16 protein-coding genes, 2 tRNA genes and 1 pseudogene are annotated in these 20541 nt (G+C 36.3%); 11 read left to right on the top strand and 8 right to left on the bottom strand.

Annotation, left to right across the window (positions count from 1 at the left end):
- The first annotated feature begins 48 nt into the window (after positions 1 to 48).
- Entirely contained in the window at positions 49 to 1005 is a 957-nt protein-coding gene (locus A8143_RS03355) for an MbnP family protein (protein WP_066756276.1), read from the top strand.
- Positions 1006 to 1010: 5 nt separating this feature from the next.
- Entirely contained in the window at positions 1011 to 2105 is a 1095-nt protein-coding gene (locus A8143_RS03360) for a cytochrome-c peroxidase (RefSeq protein WP_066756279.1), read from the top strand.
- 68 nt (positions 2106 to 2173) lie between these two features.
- Here A8143_RS03360 and A8143_RS03365 read toward each other — a convergent pair whose 3' ends face one another.
- Positions 2174 to 2479 carry a hypothetical protein gene (locus A8143_RS03365; protein WP_066756281.1) on the bottom strand — a complete coding sequence of 102 codons (306 nt, stop codon included), beginning with the start codon at positions 2477 to 2479 and terminating at the stop codon, positions 2174 to 2176.
- A gap of 127 nt (positions 2480 to 2606) precedes the next feature.
- Positions 2607 to 3464, bottom strand: coding sequence for a nucleotidyltransferase domain-containing protein (locus A8143_RS03370; RefSeq protein ID WP_066756283.1), 858 nt, complete (start codon positions 3462 to 3464; stop codon positions 2607 to 2609).
- Positions 3465 to 3606: 142 nt separating this feature from the next.
- On the opposite strand from A8143_RS03370, the gene A8143_RS03375 reads away from it, so the two are divergent.
- The 5 genes and pseudogenes from A8143_RS03375 to A8143_RS17360 all read left to right on the top strand — a co-directional run.
- Complete coding sequence (locus tag A8143_RS03375) at positions 3607 to 5634, top strand: ATP-binding protein (RefSeq protein WP_066756291.1); 2028 nt, start codon at positions 3607 to 3609, stop codon at positions 5632 to 5634.
- Positions 5635 to 5823: 189 nt separating this feature from the next.
- Entirely contained in the window at positions 5824 to 6126 is a 303-nt protein-coding gene (locus A8143_RS03380; protein ID WP_066756294.1) for a hypothetical protein, read from the top strand.
- Positions 6127 to 6514: 388 nt separating this feature from the next.
- Positions 6515 to 6991 (top strand): hypothetical protein, encoded by a 477-nt coding sequence (locus A8143_RS16990; protein ID WP_175437473.1) that lies wholly within the window; start codon positions 6515 to 6517, stop codon positions 6989 to 6991.
- 86 nt (positions 6992 to 7077) lie between these two features.
- A complete protein-coding gene (locus A8143_RS03390) occupies positions 7078 to 7893 on the top strand; it encodes a hypothetical protein (protein WP_066756298.1) in 816 nt (271 codons plus the stop codon).
- Positions 7894 to 8107: 214 nt separating this feature from the next.
- Positions 8108 to 9040 (top strand): annotated as a pseudogene (locus A8143_RS17360) (recombinase family protein); the annotation flags it as partial.
- Positions 9041 to 9611: 571 nt separating this feature from the next.
- Here A8143_RS17360 and A8143_RS03395 read toward each other — a convergent pair.
- Positions 9612 to 9698: transfer RNA gene (locus A8143_RS03395), tRNA-Ser, on the bottom strand.
- Positions 9699 to 9866: 168 nt separating this feature from the next.
- On the opposite strand from A8143_RS03395, the gene A8143_RS03400 reads away from it, so the two are divergent.
- Positions 9867 to 10553 (top strand): hypothetical protein, encoded by a 687-nt coding sequence (locus A8143_RS03400; protein ID WP_139134256.1) that lies wholly within the window; start codon positions 9867 to 9869, stop codon positions 10551 to 10553.
- 43 nt (positions 10554 to 10596) lie between these two features.
- Here A8143_RS03400 and A8143_RS03405 read toward each other — a convergent pair whose 3' ends face one another.
- The 5 genes from A8143_RS03405 to A8143_RS03425 all read right to left on the bottom strand — a co-directional run bounded on the left by A8143_RS03405 (position 10597) and on the right by A8143_RS03425 (position 15177).
- A complete protein-coding gene (locus A8143_RS03405; RefSeq protein WP_066756303.1) occupies positions 10597 to 11562 on the bottom strand; it encodes an isopenicillin N synthase family dioxygenase in 966 nt (321 codons plus the stop codon).
- Between the two features lie 2 nt (positions 11563 to 11564).
- Entirely contained in the window at positions 11565 to 12797 is a 1233-nt protein-coding gene (clpX, locus tag A8143_RS03410; RefSeq protein ID WP_066756305.1) for an ATP-dependent Clp protease ATP-binding subunit ClpX, read from the bottom strand.
- A gap of 15 nt (positions 12798 to 12812) precedes the next feature.
- The gene (gene clpP, locus A8143_RS03415; RefSeq protein WP_066756307.1) at positions 12813 to 13502 is read right to left on the bottom strand and encodes an ATP-dependent Clp endopeptidase proteolytic subunit ClpP; all 690 of its coding nucleotides are present in this window, start codon (positions 13500 to 13502) and stop codon (positions 12813 to 12815) included.
- Between the two features lie 195 nt (positions 13503 to 13697).
- Positions 13698 to 15035 (bottom strand): trigger factor, encoded by a 1338-nt coding sequence (tig, locus tag A8143_RS03420; RefSeq protein WP_066756310.1) that lies wholly within the window; start codon positions 15033 to 15035, stop codon positions 13698 to 13700.
- Between the two features lie 60 nt (positions 15036 to 15095).
- Positions 15096 to 15177 (bottom strand) — tRNA-Leu (locus A8143_RS03425).
- Between the two features lie 197 nt (positions 15178 to 15374).
- Here A8143_RS03425 and A8143_RS03430 point away from each other — a divergent pair.
- The 3 genes from A8143_RS03430 (at position 15375) to A8143_RS03440 (ending at position 20485) form a co-directional block, all read left to right on the top strand.
- Positions 15375 to 16538 (top strand): 1-deoxy-D-xylulose-5-phosphate reductoisomerase, encoded by a 1164-nt coding sequence (locus A8143_RS03430; protein WP_066756313.1) that lies wholly within the window; start codon positions 15375 to 15377, stop codon positions 16536 to 16538.
- 55 nt (positions 16539 to 16593) lie between these two features.
- Positions 16594 to 18156, top strand: coding sequence for a T9SS type A sorting domain-containing protein (locus A8143_RS03435; protein WP_066756315.1), 1563 nt, complete (start codon positions 16594 to 16596; stop codon positions 18154 to 18156).
- A 103-nt stretch (positions 18157 to 18259) separates the two neighbouring features.
- Positions 18260 to 20485 carry a T9SS type A sorting domain-containing protein gene (locus A8143_RS03440; RefSeq protein ID WP_070137444.1) on the top strand — a complete coding sequence of 742 codons (2226 nt, stop codon included), beginning with the start codon at positions 18260 to 18262 and terminating at the stop codon, positions 20483 to 20485.
- Positions 20486 to 20541: the final 56 nt, after the last annotated feature.

Raw genomic sequence — 20541 nt, forward strand, 5'->3', positions numbered from 1 at the left:
TACCCTTTCTGGTTTTATATTAGCGTTAAGAAAACGTAAATTAAGACTATGAAAAAACTGATACTTAGTGCATTTAGCAGTTTATTACTTTTAACAGGAATTGCTCAAACCGACGTTACACTTAAGATTAATCACAAACTTGGAGTGGACGATTTTGCATTGGATGTTGTAAGTGCCAACAATTTAGGACATGAATTCAAAGCTTCTCGATTAGAATATTATGTAACACGAATAACTATTCTACATGATGGAGGAACAGAAACGAATGTTCCAGATGCAATAGTTGCGCTTGTACGTCCAGAGGACGAAATTTCTACTTCAATCGAATTAGGAAATTTTGATGTAACTGATATCGAAGGGGTTAAGTTTCATATAGGTGTTTATGCTCCGTTAAATAACGAAGACCCATCTATTTGGGATGTCTCTCATCCGCTTGGACCAAAATCACCTTCTATGCACTGGGGATGGGCATCAGGATACCGATTTATTGCGTATGAAGGTTTTGGAGGAGATGACCTTTCACAGAATTTTCAATTGCATGGTTTAGGAAACGAAAACTATTTTGAAGTAGAATCAGATGTTGAAGTTACCGACGAAGCAGGTTCATTAGTGATGAGTTTAAACGGTAACTATGCGGCAGGACTAAATGATATTTCGTTAACAGGAGGTACTATTTCTCATGGATCAACAGGAGAAGCAAAAAAAGTATTGGAAAATTGGAGAGATGTTGTTTTTGGTCTATATACGGTTGGTTTGGAAGAAGAAAATGCATTGTCTTGGTCTTTATTCCCCAATCCTTCAAATGGTCAGATACAATTGAATTTTGCTGATGTAGAAAAGGTAAAAACAATTAACATTCTAAATCCCCTTGGAGAATTGGTACAAACGACTTCGGTTACCAATACACAAATGAATATTGAGCTGTTAAATGCTGGTGTTTATATAGTCGCTGTGTTAAATCAAGAGGGAGAAACAGTAGCTACCGAAAGAGTAATTATAAAGTAAGAGGGATGAAAATGAAGCGTGGAATAATTGCCTTAAGTGCTATAATAATTTTGGCATCTTGTAAAAAAGATCCGCCTGTAGAACCTTACGTGGCAGAATATGATGACACTCCTTATAGTTTGAAGTATCAGAATAATACATTGCCTGCTCCAAACTTACCATCTGACAACCCTTTGACAGTGCAAAAGGTAGAGTTAGGGCGTATGTTATTCTATGAAAAAACACTTTCCAAAGATGGCTCAATGGCTTGTGCTACGTGTCATATACAAGAAGATGGCTTTTCTGATCCCGATCAATTCTCCATTGGTGTAGAAGGATTACCAGGCGCTCGTCAGGCAATGGCTGTTATTAATCTGGCTTGGAATGAAAACGGATTCTTTTGGGATGGACGTGCAGAACTGTTAAGACATCAATCTGTATTGCCAATTCAAGACCCGCTTGAAATGAATGAGACATTGGAAAATGTAATTACAAAATTAAGTCTACAACAAAACTATAAAGATCAGTTTACACGTGCATTTGGTAATGAAACCATAAACGAGCAAAGGATTTCACATGCACTTGAGGCGTTTATGTTTTCAATGGTTTCGGATGACTCAAAGTATGATCGCTATCTTGAAGGAACAGCTACCTTGACTGATGCAGAAGAACGTGGACGACAGTTGTTTTTTGCAGAGTATAATGAATTTTTCCCAGAGACATCTGGAGCTGATTGCGCACATTGTCACTCTGGTACTAATTTTGAAAACGATCAATACATGAATAATGGTTTGGATTCGGATATGGATTTCACTGATCTGGGGCGTTATGATGTAACTGAAAATGATGCCGATAAAGCTAAGTTTAAGGTAACAACCTTAAGAAATATTGCTTTAACTGCACCATACATGCATGACGGACGTTTCAATACATTAGAAGAAGTAATCAATCATTACAATAGCGAATTACATTCGTCTTCTACACTTGACCCGGCCTTGGCAAGTACAATGGGAACAGGGTTGATGTTAGACGAAGGAGACATTGCTGATTTGATCGCATTTTTGCATACGCTTACAGATGATCGATTCTTAACGAATCCGGAGTACAAATCGCCTTTTTAATAGAGTAATTTAAAAACTGTGAAAGGGTTGACTAATCGGTCAACCCTTTTTTGTATTCAAATGTATTGTTAGTCGTCCTGTAAGAAATGGGAATCAGATGTAAATGTGAATTTTTGATTCCTGTAATTTAGGTTGATTTTATCCGCGTCAGATGATTCCAATAGACCTTTTAATGTTGCTTTTAAAGTAGAATTGCAAGTTATGAAGGCAATTTGCACAGCATTTTCTAAAACATCCAAATCCGCAAGTTCTGGATTACTATTTAGGGCTGTTTCGCAGCACTCTTCCATCATTACCTTTTGTAATGGAAGCTGGTCTAACTGTGGGTGGCGTTTTACAATTCTATCGAATAATTCATCTACCGTTATTTTCATAAGTGTTTGATCTAAATTTGTAATGGGTTAAATTCAAACTCAAAGGTAAATGTTTTTCGAATATTCCCCCTTTCTAATTAACTTAGATTGGATAAGTATAGCAATATAAAAAAGGAATGTGTTATTTTTAAAGACTTCTAAACCCTTCAATCCGCTCCAAACAAATCTCCTCTGTCAATTTCAAAAAAGCTTCTGTCTCTTGCTTCCAAAACTCAATCTTATCCATATCCACAGGAAATTCCCTTTCATTACGGTAACGCCCTCCGATATACGCATAGTTCAATTGGTCAAACAACTTTTTATGTTCCTCATTATCATAATGAAAAACGCCTTTCAGCCGTTTATGAAAGCGCACGCACCTGTCACGCAGAGCAAACAGGTTATGTTCATGTGGATTATAATGACTAAACACCATTTCAATTGCGGTGTAACACATTTCAATCGTTTGTTGCAATTCAAATGAAGCCTTACCTAAAAAGCCATGTCCTAATGTGTCTTCAACACCTATGAAAAACTGCTTAGCAACACCAAACCATTCTTCAAAATCCGCTTCGGCAATCTCACGTCTTCGAGTTGGCGATAAACCTTTAAATGAAGCAAAATCATAACGCCCTGAATTAAACAGTTCAATTCCTTCTTTTTTAATATCGGAATAGAAATATTGGTTTTCTTCCAATGCTTTATTCACAACTCCAATGGTAACAACTAGTGTTTGCACCACAATTTCCATTTCCTTAAATGCACCACGTAATTTTGAAACTACCTGCTTTTTACGTGTTCCGTCTTCCGTAACAATCAAAATATCGAAATCACTTTTCTTTCCCTGCTCCGCTCCACGTTCGGTTTTGAAATCACCACGGGCATAACTTCCAAAAAGTAGAATAATGTCCACACGGTGAGTGTCCATTATTTTTTGGGTGATTTGCTCCAAATCGGCAATGCGCTCTGGTGGAAGATGGGATAGTATTTGGGTTAGGTTGTTCATTTTTTAGAACTTAAAATTAAGAATTTCTAAAGACTAATTTTTAAAGTGCGACAAGATTAATTATGAATGAAAGAATAATTTTCTTCAATTCTTATGATTAAATTTAAGGTTATTCAACCCAGCACATTAAAAATAAAAGTAAATGTCGAAAAAGAATACAGATAAGATTGGTATAGACCTGAAGGGTAGAGTAAAACGTTTAAAACTAGCCGAGCGGAACATGTTGCTTCCTGTTTTTGAAGCTATTGTAAATTCAATTCATGCAATTGAGGATGCAAAAATTAATGATGGAGAGATTAAAATTCATATAGAACGAAGTCCACAAACTTCACTAGAGTTGGAAAGTACTTCAACTCTTCCTGATATTATAGGATTTACAATTGAGGACAATGGAATAGGATTTAATTATGACAATTACGAATCATTTAAGAGAGAATATTCCACCCACAAAGCTAATCGTGGGGGATTAGGAATTGGACGTTTTATGTGGCTGAAAACTTTTACCAATGTGAAAGTAAATAGTGTTTTTTGTGATGATAAAGTAACCTATGAAAGGCATTTTAATTTCAATGTCCGTTCTGAAGATGGGATTGAAAATCATTCTCTTAAAGCTTTAGAGTTTGATTCAAAGCATAGAACAATTGTAAAACTTATAGGCTATAAAGAGCCATACAAAAGTAAATGTCCTAAAAAAGTTGTGACAATTGGGGATAGGATAGTCGAGCATTGCCTAATTTATTTTCTGCATGGAGATTGCCCCCAAATAGTTTTAAGTGATGGTATAACAGAATTAAATTTGAACAATCATTTTAGCAAACTAACAGCTGGCAACAAATACACAGAAAAGTTTCAGTTGCATAAAAATCAATTCAAAATCACTTTATTAAAATGGTTCGAGCATGAAGAATTTACACATCACAAGGTTTCTTTGTGCGCCAACCACAGGGAGGTGGAAAGTTTTAATGTAAATAAAGTATTTCCCGATGTAAGTGGAAAGATAAATGATGAAAAAACGGGAAAAGATTATCTTATTGTTTGCTATGCCGAAGGAAAATATTTTGATGAAAACATTAATGATGAAAGGACTGCTATTGAATTTGGTAATGATAGACTAACTGATGAAGGCTTGATTAAATTAAACGATCTATATCAAGCCATTGCCCCTTCAATAAGGAAGCATTTTTCAGAGGAAGTCAAAAAATTTAAAGAGCAAAAGAATACAAGAATATCAAATTTTATCAATGAAGTTGCACCTCAATATCGAATACTGAACAAATATAACAACTCCTTTGATGATGTCGTCGTTACCGAAAACACATCAGAGCAGGATTTAGACCTTAAATTATACAAGAAATATCAGGATGTTGAGTATAGTTTTAGAAAAGAAGCTGTCGATATTCTTAATACCGATTCGGAAGATTCAGATGAGTTAAAGTCCAAGTATAGCAAAGTGCTAGAAGAACTCTCTGATCTTAGCAAATCAAAGTTGGCACAATATGTAGTTCATAGAAAGTATATTTTAGATTTATTTCAAAAATCACTGTCACTAAATGACAACGATAAATATGAACTTGAAGATACTGTTCACAGTATAATTTATCCAACCAAGAAAGACTCTAATCAAATTGATTACGATAATCAAAATTTGTGGATAATTGACGAACGTTTAAGTTTTCATACTTTTCTATCTTCTGATAAACCTCTGAACGCTATTGACGAATTTGAAAATGATAGCCTAGACCGCCCAGACCTGATGATATTTAACAATCCTGTTTCTTATATCGAGGGAGATGAAGCACCTTTTAATTCAGTAGTTTTGGTTGAATTCAAACGTCCAATGAGAAAAGGTTATAATCAAGATGATGATAATCCCATAACCCAACTTTACAATTATGTTAGAGAAATCAAAAAAGGTAAAAAGTTAAAGGCTGACGGAAGACCTTATGATATCAATGATAGTACCAGATTCTACTGCTATCTTATTTGTGATATCAATGATAAAATAAAACAATATGCAGATGATGCAGCTTTGGAAAAAACTTATGATGGGCTTGGTTATTATGGATATAACAAATCCATAAATTGTATAATTGACATAATTCCTTTTTCACAAGTCCTCTCAAATGCAAGAAAGAGAAATAAAATCCTCTTTCATAAGTTAGGTATTTGATAAATATTAATTTCTTACTTTAGTACCTCCTAAATACAAGTATCAAAAAATGCAATTACAAAGAAACTTCTCGGTGGGTTGGTGCGCATAACTGGAAACGGCGCGGACATACTTGTATGTTAGGACACCTGTGCCTACCGAGATTTTTGTAATAACTGCGGATTATCCGCTTCCTAAAAAACAAGTATTATGTTGAATTCGAAAAGCCTCAATGGTTTTATGGTAAATCATTGTACCACACTCATTCCTGAACCTAATTCCGATTTATTTTTTATTAAAGTTCCTGTGACTTCTTACAATGAGGTAGGCATAATCAGAACAAACCTTCTTTCAGCTATTGATTTAATTGCACGTTATATTGAAACGTGCAACTGTTCCCAAAGAAGCGAGATAACCCATACGATAAATACACTGGTTCAATTGTCGCGCAGTTTTGAATTAGAAGAAGAATTGGACGGATTAACAGAAATTTTGAAAAACCGTCCCAGTTAAGAACGGTTAAGTACCGATCATTACGAACCAATAAGGCAAAGTTGATTGATTTGGAAAAGGAAATTTTATCTAAAAAAGCTTAATAAGCCTTTTTCAAGTAAAAAAATAGTCATACAAAAGTATTCGGGAATATATGTAAAACATGTGGGAGCATATTGATTTTACTGGGGTTTCAGTATTTTAAAATTTGATTTTCAGTAACGAATCGTAATTTTCCGTAACAAAACATAACGTTTGGTAACATAGCGTAACGAAAATTATGCTTTGAACCGAATAAAACACAGTTAGATTAATTTTTCAGTAACAAACAGTAACAACAACCTGAATTTGAGTAACGTTACCAAAAAACAATAATTGAGTTATAAATCACGTTGAATTAATAAAGGATATGATGAGAGAGAAAATGTGTACCATTTGTAAGGAGCCCTTTACTTATAAGAACAAATCAAAGCAATATTGTTCCAATGCCTGCAAGCAACAAGCCCTGCGGAATCGGCAAAAAGTAAAATTAAAGCAGTCGGCTCACTCTACGGAAGAGTTAAATGGAAAGTATAACGTTGAACTCATTAACCGTATGTTCAATACTTGCATTAAACAAACCGAAGCCATGTGCAAAGGAATATCTATTCATTACTCCATCATCATTTTTATGAAGGAAATGATTCAGTCGTTAAAGTTAAACGCTCCTGTTGATTCGAAATTGAAAAAACAATTGGAGCGAATGAAGGGAATAATGACAACGCTCTATAAATATTCAAAAAACAACCAATGTGAATACGGTTATGTTTGTTTTGATCAGCTTACTTCGGATAAGACATTGAATGCTATAAAACAAATCAAGCGTCATTTGCAAAGTCGCGTTTAAAAATGGTTTAGTTGATCGAGAACACAATTTAACTTGACTCGTCTCGTTATTTTATTTACTTTAGGGTATAGTAAAATAAGTGAATCATGAACAAAGAGGAAATAAAAGCACCTGAAACACCTTATACTGATGTAGTGACCTTCTTAAAAAATAAGCAGTTTGAACTGGCGAATATGGGAGTGAGTTACAAAAATGCCTATGATTGGAGAACGTCAGGTTTGTACTTACAGGATAAGCAGCGAAAATATCGCATGAAGTACAGTCCAATAGAATATATCTGGTTATTGCTAGTTAAAGAAATACGAGAGTTTGGATTATCATTTGATGCGATTAAAAATGTCAAATCATTCCTAATGATGCCAGTAGATGTGAGTGCATTATTGTTAACTATGAAAGAGAAAGATTCGCATCCAGAAATAATAGATGCCAAACCAGAAGACCTTGGCATAATGAAAGGTTCAAAGGAAGAGATTGAAAGAACAGTTGAGAAACTAGGAGAGCACATTGTAGATTCCATTTTCACCTCTATGCTTGTCTCTACTCTACTAAAAGAAAACACATATTATCTGAGAATAACAAAAGAAGGAAACTGCACCTTTGAATCGGATGATGATTTATTACTTCCTGTTATTAACGAATCATATTTAACCATTCCGTTAGCCAACTTAGTTAAAGACTTTTTAGAGAAGGAACAAATAGATGCTTACAATTTAGAAGAAGAGGAGGAGGAAGATAAAATCACCCAAGAATTTGAATTGGATGATATACTGAATAGAAAACCATCCGCACAGTTACAAAAAGAGATTGATCAGTTATTAAAAGAACTTGAAGCCAATCACATTCAATACACTTCAAGAGATGGTAAGAAAATCAATATTGGCTATGATTCGGAAGAAGCATAATTTCAATTAGAACGACAGTAAAAATTACAAGATAAGATTAAGTAAACCGAATGATAAGTTTGAAGAAGTGCAGGGATTTGTTGGGCAAGAAAGGCGAACACTTGACCGATCAGCAAGTGATGCAAATTGCAAAAGAATTACAACGACTGGCTCGGATCAATATCAAGATCATTCAGGAACAAAAAAACAAGAAGAAATGAAGAAAGTGACCATTATGTGCAGAGTAAGTTCAGACGAACAAGCCAAGGGGTATAGTTTGGACGATCAATTTGACCGCCTTTCAGATTATTGTAAACGTTGGGGCTATGAAGTCGTTCATGTGATTCGTGAAGATCATTCCGCTAAGTCGTTTGATCGTCCAGAGTGGAAAGCGTGGATGAAAAAAGTCAAAAGCAAAGAACTAGACACCGACGAATTACTGGTCACTTCATGGGACAGGTTTTCACGTGATTTAACCGACGGATTAAATGTGGTGCGTGATCTGATGAAAAGAGGAATCACGCCACAAGCCATTGAACAACCTGTTGATTTAAATATTCCCGATCAGTGGCTCATGCTTGCTGTTTATATGGCTGCACCTGATGTGGACAATCAAAAACGTTCCATTAAAATTAGAAGGGGAGTGAGACAAGGATTAAAAAACGGCTATTGGCCAAGAAAGCCCTTCTTCGGGTATATCTCCGCACGCAATGAAGAAGGGAAACACATCATTATTCCTGATCTTGTTAAAGCCCCCATTGTTAGAGAGATATTTGAGGAAGTAGCCAAAGGAACACCACAAAACGAAATTAGAGCAGATTTAGCAGAAAGAGGTATTAAGGTGTCACGTAATAACATGAGCAAAATGTTAAAGCGATTAATTTACATGGGAAAAATTGTTGTTCCTGCCTTAGAAAAAGAACCCATGCAAATTGTAGAAGGACGGCACGAACCCATAATCAGTGAAACGTTGTTTTATGAAGTACAGCAAACATTACAAGGAAACAGAAAAGCGAGAGGAAAAGCCATCCCCAAGTATGCCAAACTTCGTGACGACTTTCATTTACGCGGTGTACTCAATTGCAATGAGTGCGGAAACACAATGACAGCAAGTTTTTCAAAAGGAAAACTGGGCAAACGATATGGGTATTATCATTGCAATCATTGTAAAAAACAAAGGGTATCAGCAATCAAAGTACACGCAGCTTTTGATGAACTATTAAAGTCCATTCAAATCGAACCTGAAATCATGACACTCTACAATGCTTTTTTAGAAGATGAAATGAAAACTTCAGAAGTGGATAACAAAGCTGAACTGAATAAACTTAAAATTCAATTGGATCAAATCGAAAATCGACTGATTAAATCGCAAGACTTAATGTTAGACGGAAAACTTGATCCTGACGAATACGTGAGCATAAAAGCACGATATAAGAAGCAAAAAAAGGACATCAAAGATAAAATAGCCAATTTCAAGGCTTCTAAGCGCGAATTAACGGAACTAATACAAAACGGGTTGCATTTACTTGAGAACATACGGGAAACCTACGTTACAGGCAGCATTCATCTCAAACATAAGATTGTGGGTTCGATATTTATGGAACAGCTCAGTTTTGACGGAAAAAAATGTCGAACCCCAAAACTCAATAAGATATTTGATCTCTTTCCCAACATAGACAAGGGATTGGGAAAAGTAAAAAGGGGACAACTGAATGAAATTTTCCAGTTATCCCCTTCTGCGGAGAGAGGGAGATTCGAACTCCCGATACCCTTTCGAGTATACACGCGTTCCAGGCGTGCGCATTCGACCACTCTGCCACCTCTCCAGTTATCTTATAGCGCGCGTTTTATAAAGTTTACACGCTTTCCAGTTTCGCATTATTCTTAATGCGCCTGCAAATATAGTTATTCCTTACCATTCAAAAAAATTATACGATGCTTTGCATCAATTGGAATCATTTTTGTTTATTTCACGTGAACCATTAAATTTAAATATGAAAAAATTACTTTTTTTAAGTGGATGTTTAGTAACATTGTTGAGCGCGTGTAATAAAGAGGATTCTGTAGATGTCAATCAAGACAAAATTTACTGTGATTATGAATTGTTTTATAATGAGAATGAAGATAAGACACATGCAGTGGCACGTTTTCGTTTTGGAGGGCCAACAGGAACAATACTAGAATTAACTGATTCAACAGGCGCGAATGTGCGTTATAATGAGGATTTGTTGACTTATAATTCGTGGTATCGAGGACACCATAAAGAATTTGCAGGACGTGTTGAGGGAGGAACTTTTACCTACACAAACACCGAAGGTACAGTTTTTATTAACGAGGTTCCATTAGGTGAGGTTATTGCATTTCCTGATGATTTTGATACGATACAGAAATCAATTGCGGAAACACTAGTTTGGGAAGGATCTGTATTAAATGAAAATCAGCATGTGGGATTATTTGTTGGTTCTTGGTCGTGGGGGGATGATGCTTTATTCGTACAAACGACAGATGGTGCATCGGATATTGTTATGGGTGTTTCACAAAAGGACGATTTAGAATTAGGCACTTCTACAGTTTATATGGACCGTTCAACAGCTTTGGACATAGCAGAAGGAACGTCTGAAGGCGGAAGGATTCGATACCGCTATCGTTGTGAAAATGCTGTTGTAACTGTAGTAGAATAAACAGTGTTTAGACATTAAAAAAGGCGCTCGGAGGCGCCTTTTTTTATTTTTTTCTTAATCCTAATTCGATTAATCTTTCAGTCAAAAACTCGCCTGCTGTCATGTCGTCATAAGCCTTTGGCTGAGAATCAGAAACGCAACTTTCTAGACACGTTAAATCCATATCAGACCGGGGATGCAAAAAGAATGGCGTTGAAAATCGGGGTTTCGTCCAAGACGCTTCATCAGGAGTTATAACTTGATGTTGTGTTGAGCGAAGACGATTATTCGTTAATCGCGCTAACATGTCTCCAATGTTAATTACAATTTCATCGGGCTCTGGATCAACAGAAATCCATTTTCCGTCCAAAGATTGAGCTTGTAAGCCTTTAGCGCTTCCTCCCATTAAAAGAGTAATTAAATTAATGTCACCATGCGCAGCAGCTCTAACCGCTCCTTCTGGAATTTGCGTCTTATCTTCTACAGGATAATAATGTAATAACCTTAATATACTATTTCCATTATGAATTTTATCATCGAAATAATTCTCCTCTAAATTCAAATATAACGCGATTGCTTTTAACAAGTTTCGACCGGTATTTTCGAATGTGGCGTATACTTCTTTTCCAACAGCCTCGAATTCGACAATTTCTTCGGGCCAAATATTATCTGGATACTCTTCCTTAATGGGATCGTTATCTTTAACTGTTTGACCGATATGGTAAAACTCTTTTAGGTCCGGCACAGATTTTCCTTTTGCACTTTCTTTGTTCTTGGAAATATAGCCACGTTGTCCGTGTAAAGCTTCGTTTTCATACCGTTTTTTAACGTCATCCGATAAATCAAAAAAACGCTTAGAAACATCAAATAATTTATTTCTAAGTTCTACGGTAACTCCATGGTTTTTAACAATGGCAAATCCCATATTAGAAAAAGAATCCCCAAAATCTTTAATGAACTTTGCTCTAGTAGCGTCATCACCTTCACTAAAGTCAAGATAATCGACGTGTGCTATATTGTTTTGATCCATGATTATGCAATTTTTAATTTGGCCATCTTAGACCCTGCGAATTTTGATTCGGCATAGGCTAAGTCAACTCTAAATTCTTTTTGATTCGCTTGCGATGGAATATCGAACATGGCATCATTAAGAATGGCCTCGCAGATTGATCTTAAACCTCTTGCTCCAAGTTTATATTCTAAGGCTTTTTGAACGATAAAGTCCAAAACTTCAGCATCAAATTTCAATTCAACGCCATCTAAATCAAACAAGTGAATGTATTGTTTTACCAAAGCATTTTTCGGCTCCGTTAAGATTCTGCGCAATGCTTTTTCATCCAACGGATTTAGGTAAGATAAAACAGGCATTCGACCAATCAGTTCTGGAATTAATCCAAACTCTTTAATGTCCGATGGTATGATGTATTGCAATAGGCTTTCACTATCAGGCTTAACCAAATCTTTTGATGCAAAACCAATCATATTGGTGTTGACACGACGGCCTATAATTTTCTCTATACCATCAAATGCACCTCCTGCGATAAAGAGAATATTTTTTGTATTCACTTTAATCATTTTTTGTTCAGGATGCTTTCTACCGCCTTGAGGTGGCACATTTACTTCAGTACCCTCCAAAAGTTTTAGCATGGCTTGTTGAACCCCTTCACCGGAAACATCGCGCGTAATGGACGGATTGTCTGATTTACGCGCGATTTTATCAATTTCATCAATAAATACAATGCCTTTTTCTGCCGCTTCTACATTAAAATCCGCAGCTTGTAATAACCGAGAAAGGATACTTTCCACGTCTTCTCCTACATAACCAGCTTCAGTTAAAACAGTAGCGTCAGCAATACAAAAGGGAACGTTCAACGATTTGGCTATTGTTTTGGCAAGTAAGGTTTTACCTGTTCCTGTTCGACCAACAAGAATTACGTTGGATTTATCAATCTCCATTTCATCGTTTTTACCACTTTGTGATAATCGTTTGTAATGGTTGTAAACTGCAACAGAAAGTACTCTCTTAGCTTCTTCTTGTCCAATGATATACTCATCGAGTTGTTCTTTAATTTGAACGGGTTTTAGCAAATTAAAATCTGCATCGACCTCCTTTTTTTCATCAAATTTAAATTGCTCATCCACAATCTGGTGCGCTTGTTCAATACAGTTTTCACAAATATGTCCTGTAACTCCTGCAATTAGAATTCCAACTTCGTTTTTTGGTCTTCCACAAAAAGAACAATTTATCCCCTCTTTTTTCGCCATTTCGTCTTAATTTATTTATTCTCCTTTGTATACTTCAGCTTTGATTGGATTTCCTAACACTTCATCAACCATTCCATAGTCTTTTGCTTCTTGTGCAATCATCCAATAATCACGATCTGAATCTTTCCACACTTCTTCATAACTCTTACCAGAGTGCTTCGCAATAATATCGTAAAGTTCTTTCTTTAGTTTTTGAATTTCTCTCGCTGTAATTTCGATGTCAGAAGCTTGCCCTTGCGCTCCACCTAAGGGTTGATGAATCATCACTCTTGAATGAGGTAATGCGGATCTTTTTCCTTCCGCACCTGCACATAATAAAACAGCGCCCATTGATGCCGCCATACCTGTACAAATTGTAGCAACATCAGGTGATATATACTGCATCGTATCATAAATCCCTAGTCCTGCATAAACTCCTCCTCCAGGAGAGTTTAAATAGATTTGGATGTCTTTTTTAGGATCAACAGACTCCAAGAATAATAACTGAGCTGTAATGATATTGGCAATTTGATCATCAATACCAGTTCCTAAAAATATAATTCTATCCATCATGAGTCTTGAAAACACATCCATTTGAGCCACGTTTAATTGGCGCTCTTCTATGATATAAGGAGTTAATGATGAACTAATATAACTATCAACAACCGTGCTGCTGATATTGCGATGTTTAGTCGCGTATTTTCTAAATTCGTCTTTATCAAACATGTTTAATAATTTTCTTCGTTTTAAATATAATTAAAGCAAAATGCCTTTGAGTATAGACGGACAAGACCTTTAAATATTACATCTTTTACCGTATTCTCCCTTGATTAAAACAATTAAGTCGACCCAAAGTTTAATGCAAAAAAATAATACCCATAAATATAGGTATTATTTTTTTTCAATTTTATTTAATAAGAATTAGTTCTGTGCGTACGCTTCTTTGATAAAGTCGTCATACTGCATCGATTTCTCATTGAGTTTTACAGTTTCTTTAAAGAAATTCAACATTTTTGTCCCGTAAAGGTTGTCATAAATCTTGTTTGCTTCATCTTTATTTTGGAGAACTGATTTTGCTTGATCTTCTAATTCTTTGTCCTCAGGAGCAGGCATTCCATATTGCGCAAATTGATTCGCTAAAAGTCCTTTTGTGTACTCCATTACCTCATTGTGCTCAACTTTAATATCGTTGTCTTTGATGAGTTTGTTCTGAATGAGCTGCCATTTTAAACTTTTCTTATAGTTATCGTAATCTTTATCCAGCTCTTCTTGTGTGATTTCTTTTTCGTTAGAAGCCATAATCCAACGTTTTAAAAACTCATCTGGCAATTCAAATGAAGTTTTCTCGATTAAAGCATCTGATATTTTTTGACTGAATAATCGATCAGAATCATTACCGAACATACGTTCTAAATCGGTAGAAATTTTTGTTCTTAACTCTTCTTCAGACTTCACATTTCCTTCACCAAATATTTTATCAAACAAAGCTTGGTCAACCGCTGCAGGAACCATTGTTTTGATTTCTGTAATGGTAAAGTTAAAATCACCTTCAAGCGCAGCAGCTTCTTCTTTTGAAATGGCCAACATTGAAGCTAAATCGTCATCACCTTTAGAAACTTTACGAGGGTCTAACGTGAATTCAGCACCTACTTTTTTACCAATAAAGTCAGCTTTAATTTTATCGTCAGAAATAAACTCTACTGATATTGTTGAAGTATTTTTAATGTCTCCATCTACTTGAGAAAACTCTCCTAATATCATGTCCTTTTCTCCAACTTCTTCTCCCGCCACTAAGGATCCATATCGACGCGCCAAGTTTTCTACTTCTTTGTCTAACATCTCATCTGAGATTTCAACCTTTAAATAGTCAAATTTGTTCTTTTTAGACAATGAAATTTCAAATTCTGGAGCCATTCCTATTTCATATACAAATTCAAAATTTTCAGGATTATTGAAATCTCCTTTTACTTCTTCATCGTATTTAGGAAGTGGATTACCGAGGATGTTCAAATTGTTAGACTGAATAAAATCGTTAAGTGATTTATTCACAACTGAATTTAACTCTTCTGCTAAAATGGATTTACCAAATTTTTTCTTGATCAACGACAAAGGAATTTTACCAGGTCTAAAACCAGGGATATTCGCTTGCTTACGATAAGTGTTCATGGCTTTATTTACACTTTCAGCATAGTCATCTGGTGTAATTTGCACCCTTAAAATAGCATTTAAATCGTCAATTTTTTCCTCAACAACATTCATTATTTTGTCAATTTTGATTAAAATAAAAATGGCCTAGGCTTTTGCCTAGACCATTGTTAGTGCGGGTGGAGGGACTCGAACCCACACGCCGTGAAGCACTAGATCCTAAGTCTAGCATGTCTACCAATTTCACCACACCCGCAATTTTTGGTGATGCATACTGTTTTTACAGTACGATTGCAATACCTTTAACTTCACCACTTTTGGAGAAGGGAGTGCAAAGATAAATAGATTTTTTATTCCACCAAAATTTTATCTTGAAATGATGAAAAATATTTATTCTTGGTGAAAGGGCAAACCGCGATTGGTTTATCAAACACGTTTCACTATTTTTGTGGCATGTCAGAAAAGCGAAAAATAGCAGTGCTCGGTTCTACCGGCTCAATTGGAACCCAAACCTTGGAAGTGGTTTCGGCCTATCCCGATTTATTTGAAGTTTCAGTTTTAACCGCAAATAGAAATTCGGAATTACTCATTGAGCAGGCAAAACAATTCAAACCCAACACAGTGGTTATAGTAGATGAATCAAAGTATGAAACTACTAATCAGGCTTTGATGAACGAGGATGTGAAGGTGTATACAGGTGAAGATGCGCTCGCTCAAGTCGCTCAAATGAATGAAGTGGATGTGGTTTTAACTGCTTTAGTAGGATTTTCAGGGTTAAAGCCTACAATTGCTGCTATCGAAGCAAAAAAAAATATTGCTTTAGCAAATAAAGAAACGTTGGTTGTAGCTGGTGAAATCATCACAAAGTTAGCGAAAGAAAAAGGAGTGAATATTTATCCTGTTGATTCAGAGCATTCCGCAATTTTTCAGTGTTTAGTTGGAGAGTTCCAGAATCCAATTGAAAAAATTTATCTAACGGCTTCTGGAGGACCTTTTAGGGGTAAAAAGAAAAATGAGCTGGTTGGAATTAAAAAAGAGCAAGCGTTGAAGCATCCAAATTGGGAAATGGGTGCTAAAATTACAATCGATTCTGCTACACTAATGAACAAAGGGTTGGAAGTAATAGAGGCAAAGTGGTTGTTTGGATTGAAAGATCATCAAATTGATGTAATTGTACATCCTCAATCCATTATACACTCAATCGCACAGTTCCAAGATGGGTCAATGAAGGCGCAAATGGGATTACCCGATATGAAGTTGCCCATACAATACGCGCTCACGTATCCTAAACGTTTAAAAACGGATTTTGAACGGTTTGATTTTATGAATTATTCGAACCTTACTTTTGAGAAACCGGATCGTGAAACGTTTAAAAATTTAGATTTAGCTTATCAAGCCATGGCAAAAGGTGGGAATATGCCATGTATATTAAATGCAGCGAATGAAGTGGCAGTAGCCGCATTTTTAGCAGATGATATTGATTTTTTAGGAATTGCTGAATTAAATGAGGCCGTGATGAATAGGGCTGAGTTTATTACTAACCCTAATTTGGAAGATTTATTTGCTACAGATAAAGAAGCGCGAAAAATTGCGCAAGAAATTGTGCGTCAAGCATAAAGGTTTGGGTGTTTTTGGTTTTTCTTTTATATTTGGTGGTTAGCAACACTACCAAATGAAAAAACACATACTTTGTCTTCTTGTAATAGGAACTATTTTTAAAGGCTTTGCTCAGGTGAATTGGAGTGAAGATGTAGCAGAAATTTTCTATAAAAATTGTACCGAGTGTCATAACCCCGAAGGAGTAGCTCCTTTTTCGTTGTTGGATTATCCAACTGCTTACGATTATAGAGGGTTAATTCACACTTATGTTGAATATAATTTAATGCCGCCTTGGTCAGCTGATTCCTCATTTCAACATTATTTTGACGAGCGATTATTAACAACGTATGAACGTGAAACAATTTTAGAATGGGCAAGCTCTGGAGCACCTGAAGGTGATTCAGAATTGGCTCCGCCACCTCCAGTCTATTCAGGAGAGCAAATACTACCCGGTGTTCCCGATTTAACTTTAGAAATGCCGCTTTATATGAGTAAGGCAACTGATATCGCCGATGATTATGTCTGTATTTCTTTACCTACTGGTTTAACAGAAGATCGAAGGGTAAAAGCGGTCGAGATAATTCCAGGCAATCGCGCTATTGTTCATCATTGTTTAGTTTATGTGGATTATGATGGCTCATATGGAACGGATACGGTTGGTGGTGATTGTGGTGGACCTTCAGAAGAGCCTTTAATGGCTGGCTATACGCCCGGAGCAAGACCAACTATTTTTCCTTCAACCGATGATTTTTCGGCAGGAATTTTAGTTCCAGCTGGTTCGGAAATCGTTTTTGCCATGCATTATCCTCACGGATCTTATGGTGAGTATGATCAAACAAAAATAAACCTTTACTTCTATCCAGAACCCGTGGATAATTTTCGCGAAATATTTGCCGGTCCATTGTTAATGAATTGGGATTTTAATTTGCCTGCAAACGAAGAAACCCCTGTTGAAGCAGAAGTGCTTGACATTCCCTTTGATGTCACAGCGATGAGTGTTTTCCCGCACATGCATTTACTGGGAAAATCAATTGAGTCTTATGGAATAAATCCGGATGGAGATACCTTGCCTTTTATTCGCATACCAGAATGGGATTTTGACTGGCAAGATTTTTATTGGTTCAAGTATATGCAACACGTTCCAATAGGTTCAAATATCTATGCTAATGGCGTTTATGATAATACGTTGGCTAACCCTCATAATCCTTCTGATCCCCCTGTAGATGTCTACCCGGGATTTAATACAACAGACGAGATGTTTTTGGTTTATTTCCACATCATGGAATATTGGGAAGGGGATGAGCTCATTAATATTGATAGTTTGAATACACGTTATTTATCCACTCAATTTGAGACAGGTCCAAACAAAGCAGGAATATCTGTTTACCCTAACCCGTTTAATAAAAATCTTACCTTAAAATATAACTTAAAAGAATTGAGTAACGTAAGTATCTTTGTGTATGATTTGAACGGCAAACTCGTTCGTCAGCTTTTCTTCGGAGAGCAAAGCGCAGGGATTAAAGAGGTTGAATGGAATGGGGTAGCTGACGACGGCTTGGAGGTGATGTCGGGAATTTATTTTTATTCTATTAGGATTAATGGTGTACCATTTAATGGGAAATTAATAAAGTACTGATTAACTTAAGTTGCATCGAAAATTATCATTTAGATTCACGTAAATATATTAGTATTAGAAAATAATTATTTTTGCTTAGCTCCACCTAACCTACTCTATAGCTATGGAATTAATTAAAATGTGTAAAGAACTATTTGCACTTTTACTAACATCGATGAGAAAAAACATATTATCAAGTTTTGTATTTATTTGTTCGTTTATTTCTGCATCTAACGTAATTGCTCAACTGGATACGATTCACTACATGCCGCCTTTACATTCCAGAAATAACGGGCATGTTGAACAGCATTATTTGTATTTAAGTACACCAGTTTCTGCACCATTTGAGGTTACCTTGGAGGACGGGCAGGGTAACATTATTGCTACTCCCACGATATCAGAAGGATCGCCACAAGCAGTTTATATTGGTAACGGACAAAGTCCACCATCAAAGTTATTAGTCCCTGGTGACAGTGTTGGGGTAGTATTGTATTCAAGTGGAATTATTGCAACAGCGCGTTCTGAATTCTATTGTAATTTCAGAGTTACCGATAATAATCAGGCTGGTTCTGCAACAGCTAAGGGGAAATCGGCTTTTGGTAGATTATTTTATTTAGGTTCGATGCCGCAACTGGGCGAAAATAGCACACGCTCCTTTATTGCAAGTGTAATGGCTACAGAAGATAGCACGACTGTGGTGGTCTCTGGGTATGATTCTGGTGTGATTTTTAAAAATGGGGCAGGTGCGGATCATACAAGTGACGTAATGAGTATCAGTTTAGATGCGGGTGAGAGCTATATATTCACTGGGTATACTAATGTGGTTGCAAACAGAACTGGTTTTGTTGGCGCACGGGTTTCTTCAAATAGAGATATTGTAGTGAATACAGGAAACATGTTGGGGTCTATTACTTCCCCCACTGGTACCCAGGATATTGGTATCGACCAAATTGTGCCTGCAGATAGATTGGGAAGTAAGTACGTTTTGTTGAGAGGTAATGGAACTAATGACATGGAAAAGCCTTTGGTGGTGGCAGCTGAAGCATCAACTGAAATCTTTTTAAATGGATCACCAACGCCAATTGTTACCCTAGCGAGTCCAGGCGATTATTACTCAATACCTGAGTCATATTATTCTGGAACTTTACATGAAAATATGTACGTTACAGGAAGTAAAAATTTTTACATGTATCAACCCTTAGGTGGTGCACCCGCCACTGCCACTGGTGGTTTGAATTTTATTCCACCGGTGAGCTGTTTCTTGCCGAATAGCGTTGATTTAGTGCCTGATATTGATAAAATTGGTCCTGATTCTTACTCCGGTTCATTAGTTGTGGTGACTGTAGGCGGGTCAACAGTTTTGGTGAATGGAGCAGCAGTTGATCCTTCTTTTGGGCCCGAACCTGTTGCGGGATCGGATGGAACCTGGGAAACTTATAATATTACTGGTTTAACTGGAGATGCGGAAATAGTATCAGACAATGCCATGGCTGTAGGATTTTTCGGGTTTAATGGAAACGCTGGTTTTGCAGGATACTTTTCTGGTTTTGGTAAATCACCTAACCTAGTATTAGCCTCTAGTAATGAAGTTGGTGGTGTACCATGTTTGCCTGCAGATAGTTTATTTTTGGAGTCAAATTTTGACACTTACCAGTGGTTTCAGGATGATGTTGTAATTCCTGGAGAGACTAGCAATACATATACGCCTACAGATCAAGGCGAGTATTACGTGATATTAACTACGGCGGCATGCGTTGATACGTCTCAAAGATTATTTGTTTGGGATTGTGGAGTGCTTGTGCCGATTGAGTTGTTGAGTTTTGAAGCAGAAGTGATTGACGATGAATTTGTGCAGTTGGACTGGGTAACGGGGTCGGAAATTAACAATGACTTTTTTGAAATTCAGCGTTCGAAAGATGGTATAAATTGGGAAACAGTACTAATTGAAAAAGGGGCGGGTAATTCATCCCATGTTTCGTATTATCAAGGAGTCGATCGAAGTCCTTTATTTGGGATATCTTATTATCGATTAAAACAGGTTGATTTCGATGGTAATTTTTCAATCAGTGATCCAATAACAGTGAATTTTAATGATGATGATGGATTCAAAATTTACCCGAATCCTTTTAAAGAAATTTTTACCCTAGAGACACATAGCTCGCAAGCTGTTCAGGCTGAATTGTTTGTGTATAGCATTGATGGTCGTTTAATTGATGTACAGACATTACTCCTTCAAGTCGGATTAAACTCAATCGATATAAATCTAGATCACTTATCGGCAGGAACCTATAGTGTTAGGCTCGTTAAACCTCATGCTAAATCGACAGATAAAAAAATAATCAAGCATTAATTGAATCAAGCATTTATGTGAGAAAAAAAAGACGGTTGCTTAATTTTGCAACCGCC

The organism is Crocinitomix algicola (genome assembly GCF_001661595.2).
Lineage (GTDB): Bacteria > Bacteroidota > Bacteroidia > Flavobacteriales_D > Crocinitomicaceae > Crocinitomix > Crocinitomix algicola.